12 protein-coding genes are annotated in these 15,759 nt (G+C 72.0%); 5 read left to right on the forward strand and 7 right to left on the reverse strand.

Annotated elements, in window-relative coordinates:
• Positions 1-74: 74 nt before the first annotated feature.
• Positions 75-518, reverse strand: coding sequence for a DUF5709 domain-containing protein (locus GXP74_RS15645; protein ID WP_182456471.1), 444 nt, complete (start codon positions 516-518; stop codon positions 75-77).
• 252 nt (positions 519-770) lie between these two features.
• Between GXP74_RS15645 and GXP74_RS15650 the strand changes: the two genes are divergently transcribed.
• The 3 genes from GXP74_RS15650 (at position 771) to GXP74_RS15660 (ending at position 3,862) form a co-directional block, all read left to right on the forward strand.
• On the forward strand, positions 771-1,076 hold the full coding sequence (locus GXP74_RS15650; RefSeq protein ID WP_182456974.1) for a DUF6296 family protein: 306 nt from the start codon (positions 771-773) through the stop codon (positions 1,074-1,076).
• Positions 1,077-1,463: 387 nt separating this feature from the next.
• Positions 1,464-3,314 (forward strand): asparagine synthase (glutamine-hydrolyzing), encoded by a 1,851-nt coding sequence (gene asnB / locus GXP74_RS15655; RefSeq protein WP_182452087.1) that lies wholly within the window; start codon positions 1,464-1,466, stop codon positions 3,312-3,314.
• A gap of 89 nt (positions 3,315-3,403) precedes the next feature.
• Complete coding sequence (locus GXP74_RS15660) at positions 3,404-3,862, forward strand: response regulator (protein WP_182452088.1); 459 nt, start codon at positions 3,404-3,406, stop codon at positions 3,860-3,862.
• Between the two features lie 63 nt (positions 3,863-3,925).
• Here the strand turns inward: GXP74_RS15660 and GXP74_RS15665 are convergent, their stop codons facing one another.
• From GXP74_RS15665 to GXP74_RS15690, 6 genes are all read right to left on the reverse strand, one after another.
• Positions 3,926-4,702 (reverse strand): G1 family glutamic endopeptidase, encoded by a 777-nt coding sequence (locus tag GXP74_RS15665; RefSeq protein WP_182452089.1) that lies wholly within the window; start codon positions 4,700-4,702, stop codon positions 3,926-3,928.
• A gap of 313 nt (positions 4,703-5,015) precedes the next feature.
• On the reverse strand, positions 5,016-6,200 hold the full coding sequence (locus GXP74_RS15670) for a PP2C family protein-serine/threonine phosphatase (RefSeq protein WP_182456472.1): 1,185 nt from the start codon (positions 6,198-6,200) through the stop codon (positions 5,016-5,018).
• Positions 6,201-6,223: 23 nt separating this feature from the next.
• Positions 6,224-7,894, reverse strand: a complete 1,671-nt coding sequence (locus GXP74_RS15675) for an ATP-binding protein (RefSeq protein ID WP_182456473.1) — start codon at positions 7,892-7,894, stop codon at positions 6,224-6,226.
• Positions 7,895-8,051: 157 nt separating this feature from the next.
• Positions 8,052-8,849, reverse strand: coding sequence for a family 1 encapsulin nanocompartment shell protein (locus GXP74_RS15680; RefSeq protein ID WP_182452090.1), 798 nt, complete (start codon positions 8,847-8,849; stop codon positions 8,052-8,054).
• Positions 8,846-9,913 (reverse strand): Dyp-type peroxidase, encoded by a 1,068-nt coding sequence (locus tag GXP74_RS15685; protein WP_182452091.1) that lies wholly within the window; start codon positions 9,911-9,913, stop codon positions 8,846-8,848. Before GXP74_RS15685 ends, GXP74_RS15680 begins: the two co-directional genes overlap by 4 nt.
• Before the next feature lie 70 nt (positions 9,914-9,983).
• Positions 9,984-11,054 (reverse strand): rod shape-determining protein, encoded by a 1,071-nt coding sequence (locus GXP74_RS15690; RefSeq protein WP_182452092.1) that lies wholly within the window; start codon positions 11,052-11,054, stop codon positions 9,984-9,986.
• Positions 11,055-11,477: 423 nt separating this feature from the next.
• Here GXP74_RS15690 and GXP74_RS15695 point away from each other — a divergent pair, with 423 nt between their 5' ends.
• Positions 11,478-14,381, forward strand: coding sequence for a discoidin domain-containing protein (locus GXP74_RS15695; protein ID WP_182452093.1), 2,904 nt, complete (start codon positions 11,478-11,480; stop codon positions 14,379-14,381).
• A gap of 123 nt (positions 14,382-14,504) precedes the next feature.
• Positions 14,505-15,749 (forward strand): aromatic acid exporter family protein, encoded by a 1,245-nt coding sequence (locus tag GXP74_RS15700; RefSeq protein ID WP_182452094.1) that lies wholly within the window; start codon positions 14,505-14,507, stop codon positions 15,747-15,749.
• Positions 15,750-15,759 lie beyond the last annotated feature (10 nt).

The raw sequence follows: 15,759 nt of genomic DNA on the forward strand, positions 1-15,759 counted from the left end.
TGATGTGCTGTGGCGCGCGTCTCACCCGAACGGCCGCCGGGCGCGGGCGCGACCGGCGGTGAGACCCGGGGGCGCTACTCCTCCTCGGTGACCACGTGCATCGCCGCCTCCTCGGCCGAGGCCGCCGCGCCGTCGATGCCCTTGTCGGAGGCCACCAGCCCGTCGCGCTCGTCGTGGGCGCCCTCGCCGGGGGAGACCAGGCGTCCGGCGCGGCCGATGCCGACCTCCTCGTCCAGGATCTCGCCGTCGGTGTCCGAGGCGTCGCCGAGGCCGTCGCCGACCGGGGTGCTCACGTCGGGCAGCTCCTCGGCCAGCCGCTCGTCGAGGCTCTCGCCGCGCCACTCGTCCTGTGGGGTGAGCGCGGCCCTGTACACCGGTGGTGGCCAGTCGGGCGGGGAGTAGCCCTCGTCCAGTACCTCGCCGCCGCCCCGGTTGACCAGGGTGTCCTCTGGCTCCAGCTGGTCCTCCTCCTGAACATCGGAGTCGGGATCGGGCTGGTAGACCGCGTCGCCCGTCATGTCGTCGCTCACGCTTCCTCCTGGGACACGCGTGTCCTTCCGGGAGCATCCGGCCCGGACGTCCAGGCCGGGTCTATCGATCTCACCAGGAAACCGGCCCGCGCGCCTGCTGACCGCCCCGCGACACGGAGCCCACGCCTGCTGTTGCGGGTCCCCGATCGGCGGCGGACCGTGGTCACCATGGTCGGGGAAGGCCGTCGGCGGCCTTCCCCGAGACACCCCCCGAGCCCTCCCAGGACGGAACCCGTGAAGGTGAGCAGCACGACCCCCGCATACGAGCTGACGTTCGAGTCGGTGCCCGCGGGCGCCACGCGTACCTCGGCCGACATCGTCCAGGTCCACCGCACGGACGCGCTGGGTGCGGGCGGCCATCCGGTGTACGCGGACGCCGGGGGGACGATCCGGGCCGAGATCAGCGACCGGGGCGAGGTCCGGATGATCGCCACCAGCGCCCGTCAGGTGCTGCGCCGCCCGGTGTGCTGCCGGGCGCTGGTCCCGCTGGGCTGGGCGGGCGCCAAGCGCGCCCGCCGGGCCGACCTGGTCCGGGCGCTGGACTGAGCGCGACGGGAAAGGGCCTCGTGGCGGCGGGCGTTGCCGTGGCTGTGGTTACGGATGTGTTTCACAACAAGACATTTGACGTCAGGTCACCACGAAGGCCGTCATGGGCGCCCTCGGTACGTCTGAGCTGAGCGGCTGTCAGAAAGCTTGCGGAATAGTGCGGTTCACCCCACGGGTGGGTGCGGGCAAAGCCGCCGCTGAGGCGTGGGCCCGCCTCCGCAAACCGGATCCGTTGCCGTTGGCCGGATCCGTTCGCCTACGGTCAGAATTCGTTGCGCTTTGCAATAAGCGATGGTTAGTGTGCTCACCACGGTACCGCCGCATGGGACGCGGTGGCGCCTCCGCCCGCCCTGAGCTGGGCGGTTGACCGGAGAGGACACCGCCACCATGTGCGGAATAACCGGCTGGATCTCCTTCGGACAGAACCTGGGCGACGCCCGGGGCATTGTGTCCGCGATGACCGAGACCATGGCCTGCCGGGGCCCGGACGCCGCCGGGGTGTGGCTGGACGCCAACGCCGCGCTCGGCCACCGCCGCCTCGCCGTCATCGACATCGAGGGCGGCGCGCAGCCCATGTCGGTCGAGCGCGACGGCCGCACGGTGCTGGTCACCACCTACAGCGGCGAGATCTACAACTACCGCGAACTACGCTCCGAACTCCAGGCCCTGGGCCACGCCTTCACCACCAGCAGTGACACCGAGGTGGCGCTGCACGCCTACCTGGAATGGGGCGAGGAGTTCACCACCCGGCTCAACGGCATGTACGCCTTCGCCCTGTGGGACCCGATACGCCGGGAACTGCTGCTGGTCCGCGACCGGATGGGAATCAAGCCGCTCTACTACTACCGGACACACGACGGCATCGTCTTCGGCTCCGAACCCAAGGCGATCCTGGCCCACCCCCAGGTGCACGCGGTGGTGGACGCCGAGGGCCTGGCCGAGTTACTCGCCTTCGCCAAGACCCCCGGCCACGCCGTCTACCGGGGCATGCGCGAACTGCGCCCCGGGCACACCCTGCGGCTGACCGCCGACGGCGCCCGCGAACGCCGCTACTGGGGCCTGGAGTCCTACGAGCACCCCGACGACCTGGGCACCACCGTCACCCATGTGCGCGACCTGCTGGACGACATCGTCGACCGGCAGCTGATCGCCGACGTCCCGCTGTGCACGCTGCTCTCCGGCGGCCTGGACTCCTCGGTGATCACCGCGCTGGCGGCCAAGGCGCTCGCCGCCCAGGGCCGCGGCCCGGTGCGCTCCTTCTCGGTCGACTTCGTCGGCCAGACCGAGAACTTCCGGGCCGACCACCTGCGCGGCACCCCCGACGGCCCCTACGCCCGGGCCCTGGCCGAGCACGTCGCCAGCGACCACCGCGACATCGTGCTGGACACCCGGCAGCTGATGGACCGCGAGCACCGGGCGGCGGTGGTGGTCGCCCGCGACCTGCCGTACGGCCTCGGCGACGGCGACACCTCGCTCTACCTGCTGTTCAAGGCGATCCGGCAGCAGTCGACGGTGGCCCTGTCCGGCGAGTCCGCCGACGAGGTCTTCGGCGGCTACAGCTGGTTCCACGACGAGAAACTGGTCAACGCCGACACCTTCCCCTGGCTGGCGGCGATCCGCCGCGGCTTCGCCGGCGACTCCGGCACCGAGCCGGAGTCGCTGCTCGCGCCCGGCCTGCTGCAGAAGATCGACATCGAGGGCTACCAGCGGCAGCGCTACCACGAGGCGCTGAGCGAGGTCCCGCGGCTGCCGGGGGAGAGCGGCCTGGAGCGCCGGATGCGGGAGGTCTGCTACCTGCACCTGACCCGGTTCGTGCAGTTCCTGCTGGACCGCAAGGACCGGGCCAGCATGGCCACCGGGCTTGAGGTCCGGGTGCCGTTCTGCGACCACCGGCTGGTCCAGTACGTCTTCAACACCCCCTGGGCGATGAAGACCTTCGACGGCCGGGAGAAGTCGCTGCTGCGCGCCGCCGCCCGGGACGTGCTGCCGGACGTCGTCGCCGACCGGGTCAAGAGCCCGTACCCCAGCACCCAGGACCCCAGCTACGCCGAGGCGCTGCGCGAGGAGCTCAGGCAGGTACTGGCCGACCGGGACGCGCCGGTGCGGCAGCTGCTGGACCTGACCGCCGTCGCCGAGACCGTCGACTCGGCCCTGGGCGCGGACCTGCGGTCGAGCACGGAGGTGGTGCTGGCGCTGGACACCTGGCTGCGCCGGTACCAGGTGACGCTGGACTTCTGACCCCGGGCGCCACCGGGGACCGTGGGCGGGGCCGGGCGGCCGGCCCCGTTGCCGGTGCCGGGCGCGGGCCGCTCGCCTAGGCTGAGTCCATGTCCCGTATCCCGCCCGACCGGCCCCGCGACATCCTGCTGGTCGAGGACGACGCCGCCGACGCGCTGCTGGTGCAGGAGGCCCTGCGGGCGCGCGGCGCGGCCCGCAGCATCGCCTGGGTGCCGGACGGCCTGGCCGCGCTGGAGGTGCTGCGCGACCCCGCCGCCACCCGTCCGGACCTGATCGTGGTGGATCTCAACATGCCCCGGATGAACGGCCGGGAACTGCTCGCGGTGCTGAAGGCCGACGCGCGGCTGAAGATGATCCCGGTGGTGGTGCTGTCCACCTCGGACGCTCCGGCCGACGTCCGCGCGGCCTACGAGCGGCACGCCAACGCGTACATCACCAAACCGGTGAACCTCGACGACTTCGTCGACGCGGTCCGCAGCCTCGACATGTTCTTCCTGGACACCGCCGTGCTGCCGGACGGCGGCGGCAGCACGGCCGGAGCGGACTGACCGCCGCCGCGGACGCGCGAGCGGGCAGCCGCCCGAAGGCGACTGCCCGCCGGTACCTGGTGGCTACAGGCTGTTCCAGGTGATCGAGAAGTTGCCACCGGACAGCGACGAGATGGTCGCCTCGGGCACGCCCGAGTCGGAGACCATGTTCATCCCGGTCGGGCTGGTCGAGCTCAGCGTGGCTCCGTTGACCGTGGAGTTGGAGAACTTGACCGTGCCGAAGTTGTCCAGCGGCAGCACGCCGCCCGAGTACGGGGCCTCGGCGACGACCTCGGCGGAGGAGCGGGACAGGCCGCTCTCCTTCTTGGTGGTCGTCTTGGTCCAGTTCTCGGTGGTGTCCTTGAGGGTCAGCGTGTAGGTGTTCGAGGCGTAGCTGACCGTCTCGGTGATCACGTCGCCCGGCCGGACCGTGTTGCTGTAGGTGACCGGGTACGCCGGGTACATCTCGTACCAGGACGAGTACGTGGCCTGGCCGCCGGAGCAGTCGGCCTCGGTGCCGGTCTGCTCGACCGATTCGGAGCTGTAGCCGTCGAGGCCCACCCAGAAGCTGGAGTACCCGTCACCGCTGGAGCAGTTGACGGCAGGCTGGGTGAAGGTGGTCGACACGCTGGTGTACGTCGAGCCGGTGGCGGCGTAGCCGGACCAGTTGTCGCTGGTCACGGTGGTGTGCTTGGGGCCGCCGTGGCTGATGAAGAACGGGGTGGCGCCGCCGTCGTGGTGGATCATCGGCGCCTGCAGCACGGGGGTCGCTGCGAGCGCGGGCACTGCGGCGCCGGTGAGCGGCGCGGCGATGAGGGGAATCAGCGCGCCGAGGCTGAGGGAGCGGCGGAACGGGGACATGGGTCTCCTCTGTGGCCAGTCCGTGGGTACCGGGAGCGAGCGCGGGGCACCACCGGCCTCGTGAGCCGGGGCGTCCGGGCGGTTCGCGGTGGAGCAGGCAGCGCTACCTCCCAGGGAAGGTAGGCGGATCGGGGGGCGGCCCACAAGAGTTTGGCGGTAACATGTCAAAAATTCGCCGGTGAGCCATCTCACATTGTGGGCAGGGTTTCCTCCGCTGTCCATGGTGCGGGCTGCGGTTACGGCCCCGCCCGGCGTACTGGGCGCACGACCGGTCGGTCGGTGCGCCCCGCACGCCGGGCCGGGCCGGGGCGGTTCAGGGGCGGGTGAGGTGCAGGATGGCCAGGTCGTCCGCGTGCCGACCGGCGTTCAACGCCTGGGCGGTGGTGACCAGATGGTCCAGCAGCCGGTTGGCCTCCGGCTCCGGCGCGTCCGCGATCAGCTCCACCAGTCCGGTGGTGCCCAGGCGTTCGCTGCCGGGCCCGCTGTGGCCCTCGATCAGACCGTCCGTGTAGAGCAGCAGCGCCGACGCCGGGGGCAGCAGCAGGTCGCTGCTCTCCCAGGCGCGTTGGCCGGGCAGGATGCCCAGCGCCATGCCGTGCTCGGCGGCCACCTCGCGGGCGGTGCCGTCGGTCACCAGCAGCGGCTCGTGGTGCCCGGCGAGGTGCAGCGAGCCGCCGCCGCTGGCCGGGTCCAGGGTGAGCGTGGTGCAGGTGGCGAACATGTCGCCGCGCGGGCGCTCGGCGACCAGCACCTGCTCCAGCAGGTCCAGCAGCTCGATGTCGCGGTGACCGCCGAGGACCAGCGCCCGCCAGGTGATCCGCAGGCAGACGCCGAGCGCTGCCTCGTCCGGGCCGTGGCCGCTGACGTCGCCGATCACGGCGTGGACCAGTCCGTCCGGGGTCTGCACCACGTCCAGGAAGTCGCCGCCGAGCAGGGCGCGTTCCCGTCCGGGCAGGTAGCGGCTGGCGACGCCGACCTCCGGTGTGCGCAGCAGCGGGGTGGGCAGCAGGCCGCGTTCCAGCCGGGCGTTCTCGCGGGCCTGGATCAGGTTCTCGCGCAGCTCCGCGCCGGCCCGCTCGGCCTGCTTGCGGTGCACCGCGTAACGCACCACCCGGTTCAGCAGCTCCGCTTGCACCTGGCCCTTGACCAGGTAGTCCTGGGCGCCGCTGGCGACCGCGCGGATCCCCGCGTGCGGCTCGGCCAGGCCGGTGAGCACGATCACCGCGGCGTTCGGGCAGGCCTTCTGCACCGCGCCGACCGCCGGGATCCCGGAGGCGTCGGGCAGGTTGAGGTCGAGCAGCACGCAGTCCGGGGTGTCCTCGGCCAGATCGGCCAGGGCGTCGGCCAGGGTCTGCTTCCAGCGCAGGTCGTGCGCCAGACCGGTGTCCGTGAGCAGCTCCTCGACCAGCAGCGCGTCGCCGGGGTCGTCCTCGATCAGCAGGATGCGGTAGGTCTCGACGTCGGCCGCGGCCGCCTCCTGTGTGGTCGGTTCGGTCATGGTCCTGGTGGTCTCGGTGTCGCTCATGCCGGTGCCCCCGCCGGTGCGCCGGGCGCGGCGGAGCCCTCGGCGCCGGTCCCATGGCCGCTGTCGCTGTCGCCGTCGCCGTCGAGCGACGCGGACGCCGGGGTCGGGGCGGAGACGGGCAGGGTGAAGCTGATCCGGGTGCCGGGGGAGTGGTCCGGGTCCACCGCGATGGTGCCGCCGTGGAAGTCGACGATCTTCCTGCACATGGCCAGGCCGATGCCGTTGCCGGGGTAGGCGTCCCTGGTGTGCAGTCGCTGGAAGATCACAAACACTCTCTCGGCGTAGTCGGGGCTGATCCCGATCCCGTTGTCGCTCACCGCGAAGGCCCACTGCTCGCCGTCGCGCCGCGCGGACAGGTGCACCCGCGGCGGCCGGTCGGGGTCGCGGAACTTGATCGCGTTGGCGATCAGGTTCTGCAGCAGCATCCCCATCTGGGTGGCGTCGGCGGTCACCGTGGGCAGCGGGTCGTGGGTGATCACGGCACCGGTCTCCTCGGCGGTCAGGCTGAGCGAGTCCAGGGTCGTGGCCAGGGTCTGCTCCAGGTCCACCGAGGCGTACCTGCGGTGCACCCGGCCGACCCGGGAGAACGCGAGCAGGTCGCTGATCAGCGTCTGCATCCGGTTGGCGCCGTCCACCGCGAAGTCGATGTACTGGTTGGCGCGGTCGTCCAGCTCCCCCGCGTAGCGGCGCTGGAGCAGCTGGCAGAAGCTGGCGACCTTGCGCAGCGGCTCCTGCAGGTCGTGCGAGGCGACGTAGGCGAACTGCTCCAGCTCGGAGTTGGACCGGCGCAGTTCGGCGGCCTGCTCGTCGAGCCGCAGCCGGGCGCGGTCGGTGAAGTCCAGCTCCTCGGCCAGCCGTCGGCGCATCCCCTCGACGTCCTCGGCCAGCCGCCGCAGGTCGGCCGGGCCGCTGGGGGTGACCGCGTGCGAGAAGTCGCCGTCGCTGACCACCCGGACGTCGCTGGACAGCCGTTCCAGCGGTACGGTCACCCCGCGCCGCAGCCCGGCGAAGACCAGGGCGGCCAGGAACAGGATCACCGAGCCGATGGCCGCGAGCACCCCGTCACGCAGCGTGTGCGTCTGCTGGAGTGCGGCGTAGGCGTGGTCGCGCTCGGCCTGCAGGTGCGCCTGCTGGGTCTGGGCCGCCGCCCGGATCGCGTTGAACTGCTTCTGGTCGGTCTGGGCCTCCCGGTTGGCCAGCGCCTGGGCGGCGGCGCCGGGCGGGGCGGCGGCGATCGGCTGGGCCACGTCGGTCTGCCAGGTGCGGGCCTGGGCCAGCACCGCGTCGAGGTTGGCCTGCGCGGTCGGGTCGTTGCCGAGCAGCTGCCGCAGCCGGTCGACGGCCGCCCGCTGGTCGGCCAGGCCCTGGGTGTACGGCTGGAGGAAGGAGGTGTCGCCGGAGAGGCCGTAGCCGCGGACGCCGGTCTGCTGGTCGACCAGCGCGGTCTCCAGCCGGGACGACGCGAGCAGGGCCGGGGAGCTGCGGTTGACCAGGTCGCTGGTGGCGGTCCCGGCCCGGTCCAGGGCCCAGCCGCCGAGCCCCGAGAGCACGACCAGCGCGGTCAGGGCGACCAGCACCCCGGCGGTGAGCCAGCGCCGGGTGGTCCAGTCCGACCAGCCCGGTATGCGGTCCGCGCGGTTCGACCGGGCTGTCCTGGACTGCTGCACCACCTGCGTTCCTCTCCGATTGGCCGGGTCATGCCTTCCCACCACCCTACAGGGGTAAAGTGCACCAAATCGGACCCAATGCGGGTGATTGATGCCATAGCGTGGTATAGGCCGTGTGGTAGGAGAGGGGTGGGCCCGTCGGGTCCGGGCGGGCGGCTCAGTCGTCCAGCGAGATCACCGCCTCGTCGGTGTAGAGCCGGAAGGTCAGCGTCTCCTGGAGGTACAGCTCCACCACGGCGGTGTCGTGCGAGCGGTAGCCGATGGAGAGGTCCTGCCCCAGGTGCAGCTCGTAGTCCCCGCCCCGGGTGGACAGCAGCACCGCGCCGTCGAGCGCCGGGGCCCAGATGATCTCGCCGTCCAGCAGCCGGGAGAGGTGGGTCAGGATCGGGAAGCCCTGGTCCACGGTCTCGCTGACGGCCGTGTACGCGTCCGCGCTGAGCAGCAGCGTGTACGGGCCGCCGACCCCCGCCAGCCGCAGGGCGGTCAGCGCCCGGCTGACCGCCTCGGCGTAGTCGCGGGGGTCCTCCGGCAGCGGCAGCGGCGGATGCGACGCGCCCGGGCGGACGCCGCCGATCCCGGCCTCCGGGAAGCCGTCGAAGATCAGCCGGTCCTCGGCGAAGGCGGCCCGGCGGGCGGCGTCCTTCACCGGCTGCCAGTCCGCGTCCTTGGCGCCGCGCTCGACGCTGTCGACGGCGTCGCGCTCCACGGTGAACGGGATCCGCAGCTCGACCACCGGTTGCAGCTCGTGCAGCCGGGCGGTCACCCCGTGGCCGGGCGCGGAGATCTCCCGCAGCCCGCCGGTGCCGATGGCGGACAGCGTGGTCCCGTCCGGGCCCTGGACGTCCACCACCCGGCGCCCGGCGATGTGCCGTTTGAAGGTGCGGCGGGCCTCCTCCTCGATCTCGGCCCACGCGGCGGCGGAGATGGGGGCGAGGTCCCGGTGCAGGTTGTTCATCGCGGTGTGCTCCTTCGCAGGCTGCCGATGTTCAGTGACCCGGCGGTGTCCGGTGGTCCGGCGGCCGGCTCCGGCGCCGGGGCCGGTACCGGCTCCGGCGCCGCGCCCGGCGGTCCCGGCGGGTCGTCCAGGAAGTCGGCGGAGGGGGCGAAGAACAGGCCGCCGGTGACCACCGTGGAGAAGTCCAGGATCCGGTCGTAGGTGCCGGGCGGGTTGCCGACGAACATGTTCTCCAGCATCTGCTCGGTGACGTCCGGGGTCCGCGAGTACCCGATGAAGTAGGTGCCGAACTCGCCCCGGCCGATCGTGCCGAAGGGCATGTTCTCGCGCAGGATCTGCCGCTGGGTGCCGTCCGGGTCGTTCACGGTGTTCAGTGCGACATGCGAGTTCGCCGGTTTCACCGCGTCGTCCAGCTCGATGTTGTCGGACTTGGTGCGGCCGATCACCCGCTCCTGCTCGGCGACCGGCAGCGCGTTCCAGGCGGCCATGTCGTGCAGGTACTTCTGCACCAGCAGGTAGGCGCCGCCCGCGAAGCGCTCGTCCTCGGCGCCGACGACCACCGCCCGCTCGGCTGCGTGCCCGGTGGGGTTCTCGGTGCCGTCCACGAAGCCGAGCAGGTCGCGCAGGTCGAAGTAGCGGAACCCGTGGGTCTCGTCGACCACCCGGACGGCGTCCCCCAGCCGCCCGGTGACCTGCGCGGCGAGCTCGAAGCAGGCGTCCATCCGCGGTGCCCGGATGTGCAGTGCCAGGTCGCCCGGGGTGGAGACGGTCCGGTGCCGCTCCCCGGCGAAGTCGCGGAAGGGGTGCAGCTCGGCCGGGCGGGGGCCGTCGAACAGCCGGTCCCAGGCGTCCGAGCCGATTCCGGCCACGCAGGCCAGGCCGCCGTCGGGGAGTCGGAAGCCGACCGAGCGCCCCAGGCCGGACAGGTCGGCCAGCAGCTCGCGGACCGCGCCCTCCCCGCCCGGCGCGATGGTCAGCACCAGGATCACGGCGGCACTGGTGAGACCACTGACCACCGGCTGCGACTGCGGTGGTAGCTGACCCTGGGTCACCTGATCAGTCATCATGCCACCTGACATCATGGCGAGTTGCCGCACATGGCCGTGAAAAGGTGATCTGACGGTACGTCACCGATCAAGCTCCGTCCGGCTCGGCCGCGCCCGCACCGGTCAGTACGGCAGTGGGTGCGGCGGTCGGGGAGGTCCGGTGCGGCTCCATCACCACGTCGCGGGAGCGCGCCCAGCGCATCAGCCGCCAGGCCCCCAGTGACCCGATCTCGCCCCGGCGGGGCGGGGTGTGCACCGGCACCTGGGCCTGGCGGCGTACCCGCTCCTCCAGGCCGCGCAGCCGCGACCCCTCCCCGCAGAGCACCACGCCGCGCTCGCAGACGTCGTGCACCAGCGCCTCGGGTCCGTCGATCAGCACCGAGAGGATCAGCTCGGCGATGGTGTCGGCGACCTCCTCCAGCGCCGGGGCGAGGTCGCCGACCGCGAGCGTCAGCGTGCGCGGCAGGCCCCGGTCCAGCTCCCGGCCCTTGAGCGTGACCTTGGCGTTCTTTCCCGGCAGCGACGCCAGCTGGATCTTGGCCCGCTCGGCCTCGGCCGGGCTCACCGCGAAGTCGTGCTCCTCGTAGAGGTGTCGGACCAGCCGCCGGTCGATGGCCGCACCGCCCTGCGGTACCGACCGGGCCAGCACCACCGAGGCCGCCGACAGCAGCGCCGCGGTGGCGTTCTCGGTGCCGATGTCCACCACCAGCGCCCCGCCCGTGTCACGCACCTCGACGCCCGCCCCGGCGGCGGCGGCCAGCGAGGCCGGGATCAACTGCACCGCCCGCAGCCCCGCCTCCTGGCACACCGCCAGCAGCGCCTGCCGCTCGACCGGGGTGCTCTCGTCGGCCACGCAGACGGAGGCCCGCGCCGACTCCCAGACCCGGCACGGCGCGGCCTCCCACAGGGCCTCGCGCAGCAGCCGGACGGCCAGCGCCTGGTCGGTGATCACGCTGCGGCCGACCGGGCGCACCACCTCCATTCCGGCCGGGGTCCGCCCCTGGAGCGCCAGCGCCCGGGCCCCTCGCGCGCGGATCGTGCCCCGGGGGTCGAGTACGGCCACGTTGGGAGTGCAACGGACCTCCCGGGCGCGGCTGGAGTACACGCGCAGCGTGGTACTGCCCAGGTCGACGGCGTAGTGCTGGATGAAGCCCGCCACGGATCGGTCAGCCCCTTCCCGATGTGTCAGATGAGTCAGCTGTCTGTCTGCCCGCTATCTGTGCCTAGGCCGACGTTCGCACGGGACCAGGGGACGCGCGACTCCACCGGCGCGTGCGGGGCAGTCCCGGGCCGGGGCCGGGTGCGCGGCACGCGGCTGAGGGATCGTCATGTCGCAGTACTGGCAGAGTTTGCGGTCCTTTTGCGCAGAGCTTGCGCAAATTGATCGATGTATTGCGGCCGTCTGTTCACCTGGATACGATCCGCCGCAACGGCAGCCACCCGCCGCCGCTTCGGAGTCGACGCCGCGCACCCCTGGCGTCCCGGCCATGTCAGGTTCCTGACAGACATCTCGCTGTCAGGTCCCGCCGTCAGGCAGTGGCGCCCCGGCTCCTACCCACACCCACCCAGGAAGGTCGTACGCATGACGTACTACCGCTCCACCGCGCAGCCACAGGGAACACCGGAACGGAGACGAGCGAATCGCGGAACGCAGGTTCTGGCGAGCGTCGCGGCCGTCGCCACGGCCGCGCTCGGCCTGCTGCTCGCCGTCCCCGCACACCAGGCCGTGGCCGCCGCCGCCCCGGCCGGTCTCGGCCCGTTCGCGGCCGGAGCCGCCAACGGAACCGGCGCCTCGGTCCCTGGCCTGACCGGCGAATACGAGGCAGAGGGGCCGCAGGCCACGACCAACGGCACGGTGATCGGTCCCGACTACACCCAGGGCGACCTGGCCACCGAGGCCTCCGGACGGCAGGCGGTGCAGCTGACCGCCCAGGGCCAGTACGTGCAGTTCACCCTGACCGCCCCGGCCAACGCCTTCGACCTGCACTACGCGGTCCCGCAGGGGCAGTCCGGGACGCTGTCGGTCTACGTCAACGGCACCAAGCTCAGCAACGAGCTGTCGCTGACCTCGGCCTACAGCTACATCTCCACCGGCAACATCACCGGCAGCAAGACCCACAAGTTCTACGACGACGTCCGGGAGCTGCTGCCCTCCACCATCGCCGCCGGGTCGACGGTGAAGTTCGAGGTCGACTCGGGCGACACCGCCCTGCCCTACACCCTGGACGTCGCCGACTTCTACAACATCGGCGCCCCCACCGCGGAGCCCGCCGGAGCCATCTCGGTGGTCGGCGACGGCGCGGACCCGACCGGCACCGGTGACTCCACCAACGCCTTCCGCACCGCCATCGCGGCGGCCGCCGCCGCCAACGTGCCGGTGTGGATCCCGCAGGGGACCTACCTGATCACCTCGGCCCTGCAGGTGAACAAGGCCACCATCGTGGGCGCCGGCGACTGGTACTCGCAACTGAAGACCAACGAGTTCATCGACAACACCTCGACCGTCTCCGGACCGGTCAACCTGAGCGGCTTCGCCATCCTCGGCTCCACGGTCGGCCGCCACGACGACAGCACCGCCAACGCGATCAACGGATCGCTGGGCACCGGCTCGATCGTCGACGGCCTGTGGATCCAGGACACCAACGTCGGCTTCTGGCTCCAGTACGGCAACACCGACATCACCGTGGAGAACTCCGTCGTCGAGTCCACCGACGCGGACGGCCTGAACTTCAACGGCAACGCGACCGGCAACACCGTCACCAACAACTTCCTGCGGAACGACGGCGACGACGGCCTGGCGCTGTGGTCCTATCCGGCCGCGGACAGCAGCAACACGTTGAGTGACAACACCATCGTCCAGCCGACGCTGGCCAACGGCATCGCGGACTACGGCGGCGCCAACAACACCATCACCGGCAACGTGATCGCCGACACCAACGCCCTCGGCAGTGGTCTGGACATCTCCAACGAGCAGTTCCTGACCCCGTTCACGCCGCTGTCGGGCACCGTCACGGTGTCGGACAACACGCTGATCCGGACCGGCGCGCTGAACCCCAACTGGGGCCACCCGATGGGCGCGATGCAGTTCGACGCCTATGACTCGGCGTTCACCAACGTCACCGTCAACGTCAGCGGCAACGCCGTCGACGACAGCCCGTACAGCGCCTTCGAGCTGGTCGGCGGCGGCGGCGAGGGCTACGCCGTCAGCGGCGTCAACTTCACCAACAACTCGGTGAACTGGACCGGTACCACGGTGTTCCAGGCGGAGACGTCCGGTTCCGCCTCGGTCAGCGGACTGACCGCCACCAACGTCGGCGTGGCCGGTGCCTACAACTACGGCTACCCGAACGACGTCGCGGGCACCTTCACCTTCAACCTGGGCAGCGGCAACACCGGTTGGAGCACCACGCCGGTGCTCAGCGCCTTCCCGACGCCGGTCGGCCTGCCGCCGACGGGCTCCGGCAACGGCGGCGGCGGCTCCACGCCGACCCCGACCCCGACCCCGACGCCGACCCCCACGCCCACCCCGACCCCGACGCCCACCCCGACTCCCACACCCACCCCGACCTCCAGCGCCCCGGCCAACGCCGACCTGGCGCTGAACCAGCCGGTGACCGCGACCGGCTACACCCAGGGCTACGCCCCGGCCAACGCGGTCGACGGCAACACCAGCAGCTACTGGGAGAGCACCAACAACGCCTTCCCGCAGAGCCTCACCGTCGACCTGGGCGCGTCCAAGGCCGTCGGCAGCCTGGTACTGGACCTGCCGCCGTCCTCCGCCTGGGCCACCCGCACCGAGACGCTGTCGGTGCAGGGCAGCACGGACGACTCCAGCTTCAGCACGCTGGTGCCGTCGGCCGGGTACACCTTCAACCCGTCCACCGGCAACACGGTGACCATTCCGCTCCCGGCCGGGACCACCACCCGGTACCTGCAGCTGACCTTCACCGCGAACACCGGCTGGCCCGCCGGGCAGCTCTCCGAGCTGGAGGCGTTCGCCCCCACGGCCTCCAGCTCGCCCACGCCCACGCCGACCCCCACCCCGACCCCCACCGCGCCGAGCAACCCGAACCTGGCGCTGAACCAGCCGGTCACCGCGACCGGCTACACCCAGGGCTACGTCCCGGCCAACGCCGTGGACGGCAACACCAGCAGCTACTGGGAGAGCGCCGACAGTGCCTTCCCGCAGAGCCTCACCGTCGACCTGGGCGCGTCCAAGGCCGTCGGACGACTGGTGCTCGACCTGCCGCCGTCCTCCGCCTGGAGCACCCGCACCGAGACGCTGTCGGTGCAGGGCAGCACGGACGACTCCAGCTTCAGCACGCTGGTGCCGTCGGCCGGGTACACCTTCAACCCGTCCACCGGCAACACGGTGACGATCACCCTGCCGGCCGGGACCACCACCCGGTACCTGCAGCTGACCTTCACCGCGAACACCGGCTGGCCCGCCGGGCAGCTCTCCGAGCTGGAGGCCTTCGCCTCCTGACCCGGGCCCAATGACGCCGGTCCCCGCCCACCCGGGCGGGGACCGGTTCGGCATTCGGGTGTGGGGCACGGCACACCGGTGTCTGGCACGCCCCCGACCGGGAATACGCACCCCGTGCCCAGCATGCCCGGAACCAAAGACCTGGTCAGCGAGCTACGACGACGACGCAAGGACCCCGTCGTCGTGCAGTCCCTGCGCGCCACCGCCGCGGCGACCATCGCCTACATCGTCGCCGAGCGGCTGAGCAGCGAGTCAGCGCCGCTCACCGCGCCGCTGACGGCGCTGCTGGTGGTCCAGGTCACGCTGTACTCGACGATGGTCACCAGCCTGCGCCGGGTGGTCGCGGTGGTCGTCGGGGTGCTCATCGCCAGCGGCTTCAGCGAGGTCATGGGCCTCAGCTGGTGGAGCCTGGGCCTGATCATCCTGGCCGCGCTGACGGTCGGCCGCTACGTCCGGGTCGACGAGTTCGTCAACGAGGTCGCGATCAGCGCGATGCTGGTGCTCGGCGTCTCCCGGCTCGCCAGCCAGGCCTGGGACCGGGTGCTGGAGACCCTGATCGGCGCGGGCGTCGGACTGCTGTTCAACCTGCTGTTCGCGCCACCGGTGTGGGTGGAGACCGCCGGGGAGTCGATCGAGGACCTGGCCCGCCGGGTGCGCCAACTGCTGGGGCACATCGCCGAGGAACTGGACGCCCCGGCCCCGGTCGCGCGCGCCGAGGCCCGGCTGCACGAGGCCCGCGACCTGGACCAGGACATCGCCCGGGTGGACGCCTCGCTGCGCCAGGCGGAGGACAGCCTGCGGCTGAACCCGAGGATCAGCGAGCGGCTGCTGTCCAGACTGGTGCTGCGCACCGGCCTGGACACGCTGGAGATCTGCGTGGTGGTGGTCCGGGTGATGGCCCGTTCGCTGACCGACCTGGCCAAACGGCGGGACGAGGGCGAGGTGCTGTTCCCGCACGAGGTGGCGGTGGCGCTGGAGGACCTGTTCGGCCATCTGGGCGCGGCCATCGTCAGCTTCGCGGTACTGGTGACCACCCAGGTCAGCACGAACGCCGAACAGGCCGAGGAGCGGATGAACGCGGAGCTCGACGCGGCCTGGGCCAGCCGCGAGCGGGTCGCCCAGATGCTGCTGCAACGGGTCCAGCTGCACCCGCACGCCTGGCAGTTGCAGGGCGCGCTGCTGGCCGAGGTCGACCGGATCCTGGACGAGCTGTCGCTGGAGCACCGCTCCCGGCGGCTGATGGAGGAGCTGGACCGGGCCTCCGCCCGGCAGCGCGAGCGTTTCGCCTGGCTCGGCCGCTACCCCTGGTCCCGCCGCCTGGCCCGGCGCGCCGCCCGTCGGCTGCCCCGCCCCCGGCGCAGGCTGTGAGTCGCGCGAC

Source organism: Streptacidiphilus sp. P02-A3a (assembly GCF_014084105.1).
In the GTDB taxonomy this organism is placed as follows: Bacteria; Actinomycetota; Actinomycetes; order Streptomycetales; family Streptomycetaceae; genus Streptacidiphilus.

Excerpts from the sequence above, each read along its gene's own strand:
- GXP74_RS15645 (WP_182456471.1), bottom strand. The coding sequence starts at position 518 with ATGACGGGCGACGCGGTCTACCAGCCCGATCCCGACTCCGATGTTCAG.
- asnB (WP_182452087.1), top strand. The coding sequence starts at position 1,464 with ATGTGCGGAATAACCGGCTGGATCTCCTTCGGACAGAACCTGGGCGAC.
- GXP74_RS15660 (WP_182452088.1), top strand. The coding sequence starts at position 3,404 with ATGTCCCGTATCCCGCCCGACCGGCCCCGCGACATCCTGCTGGTCGAG.
- GXP74_RS15665 (WP_182452089.1), bottom strand. The coding sequence starts at position 4,702 with ATGTCCCCGTTCCGCCGCTCCCTCAGCCTCGGCGCGCTGATTCCCCTC.
- GXP74_RS15670 (WP_182456472.1), bottom strand. The coding sequence starts at position 6,200 with ATGACCGAACCGACCACACAGGAGGCGGCCGCGGCCGACGTCGAGACC.
- GXP74_RS15680 (WP_182452090.1), bottom strand. The coding sequence starts at position 8,849 with ATGAACAACCTGCACCGGGACCTCGCCCCCATCTCCGCCGCCGCGTGG.
- GXP74_RS15685 (WP_182452091.1), bottom strand. The coding sequence starts at position 9,913 with ATGACTGATCAGGTGACCCAGGGTCAGCTACCACCGCAGTCGCAGCCG.
- GXP74_RS15695 (WP_182452093.1), top strand. The coding sequence starts at position 11,478 with ATGACGTACTACCGCTCCACCGCGCAGCCACAGGGAACACCGGAACGG.
- GXP74_RS15700 (WP_182452094.1), top strand. The coding sequence starts at position 14,505 with ATGCCCGGAACCAAAGACCTGGTCAGCGAGCTACGACGACGACGCAAG.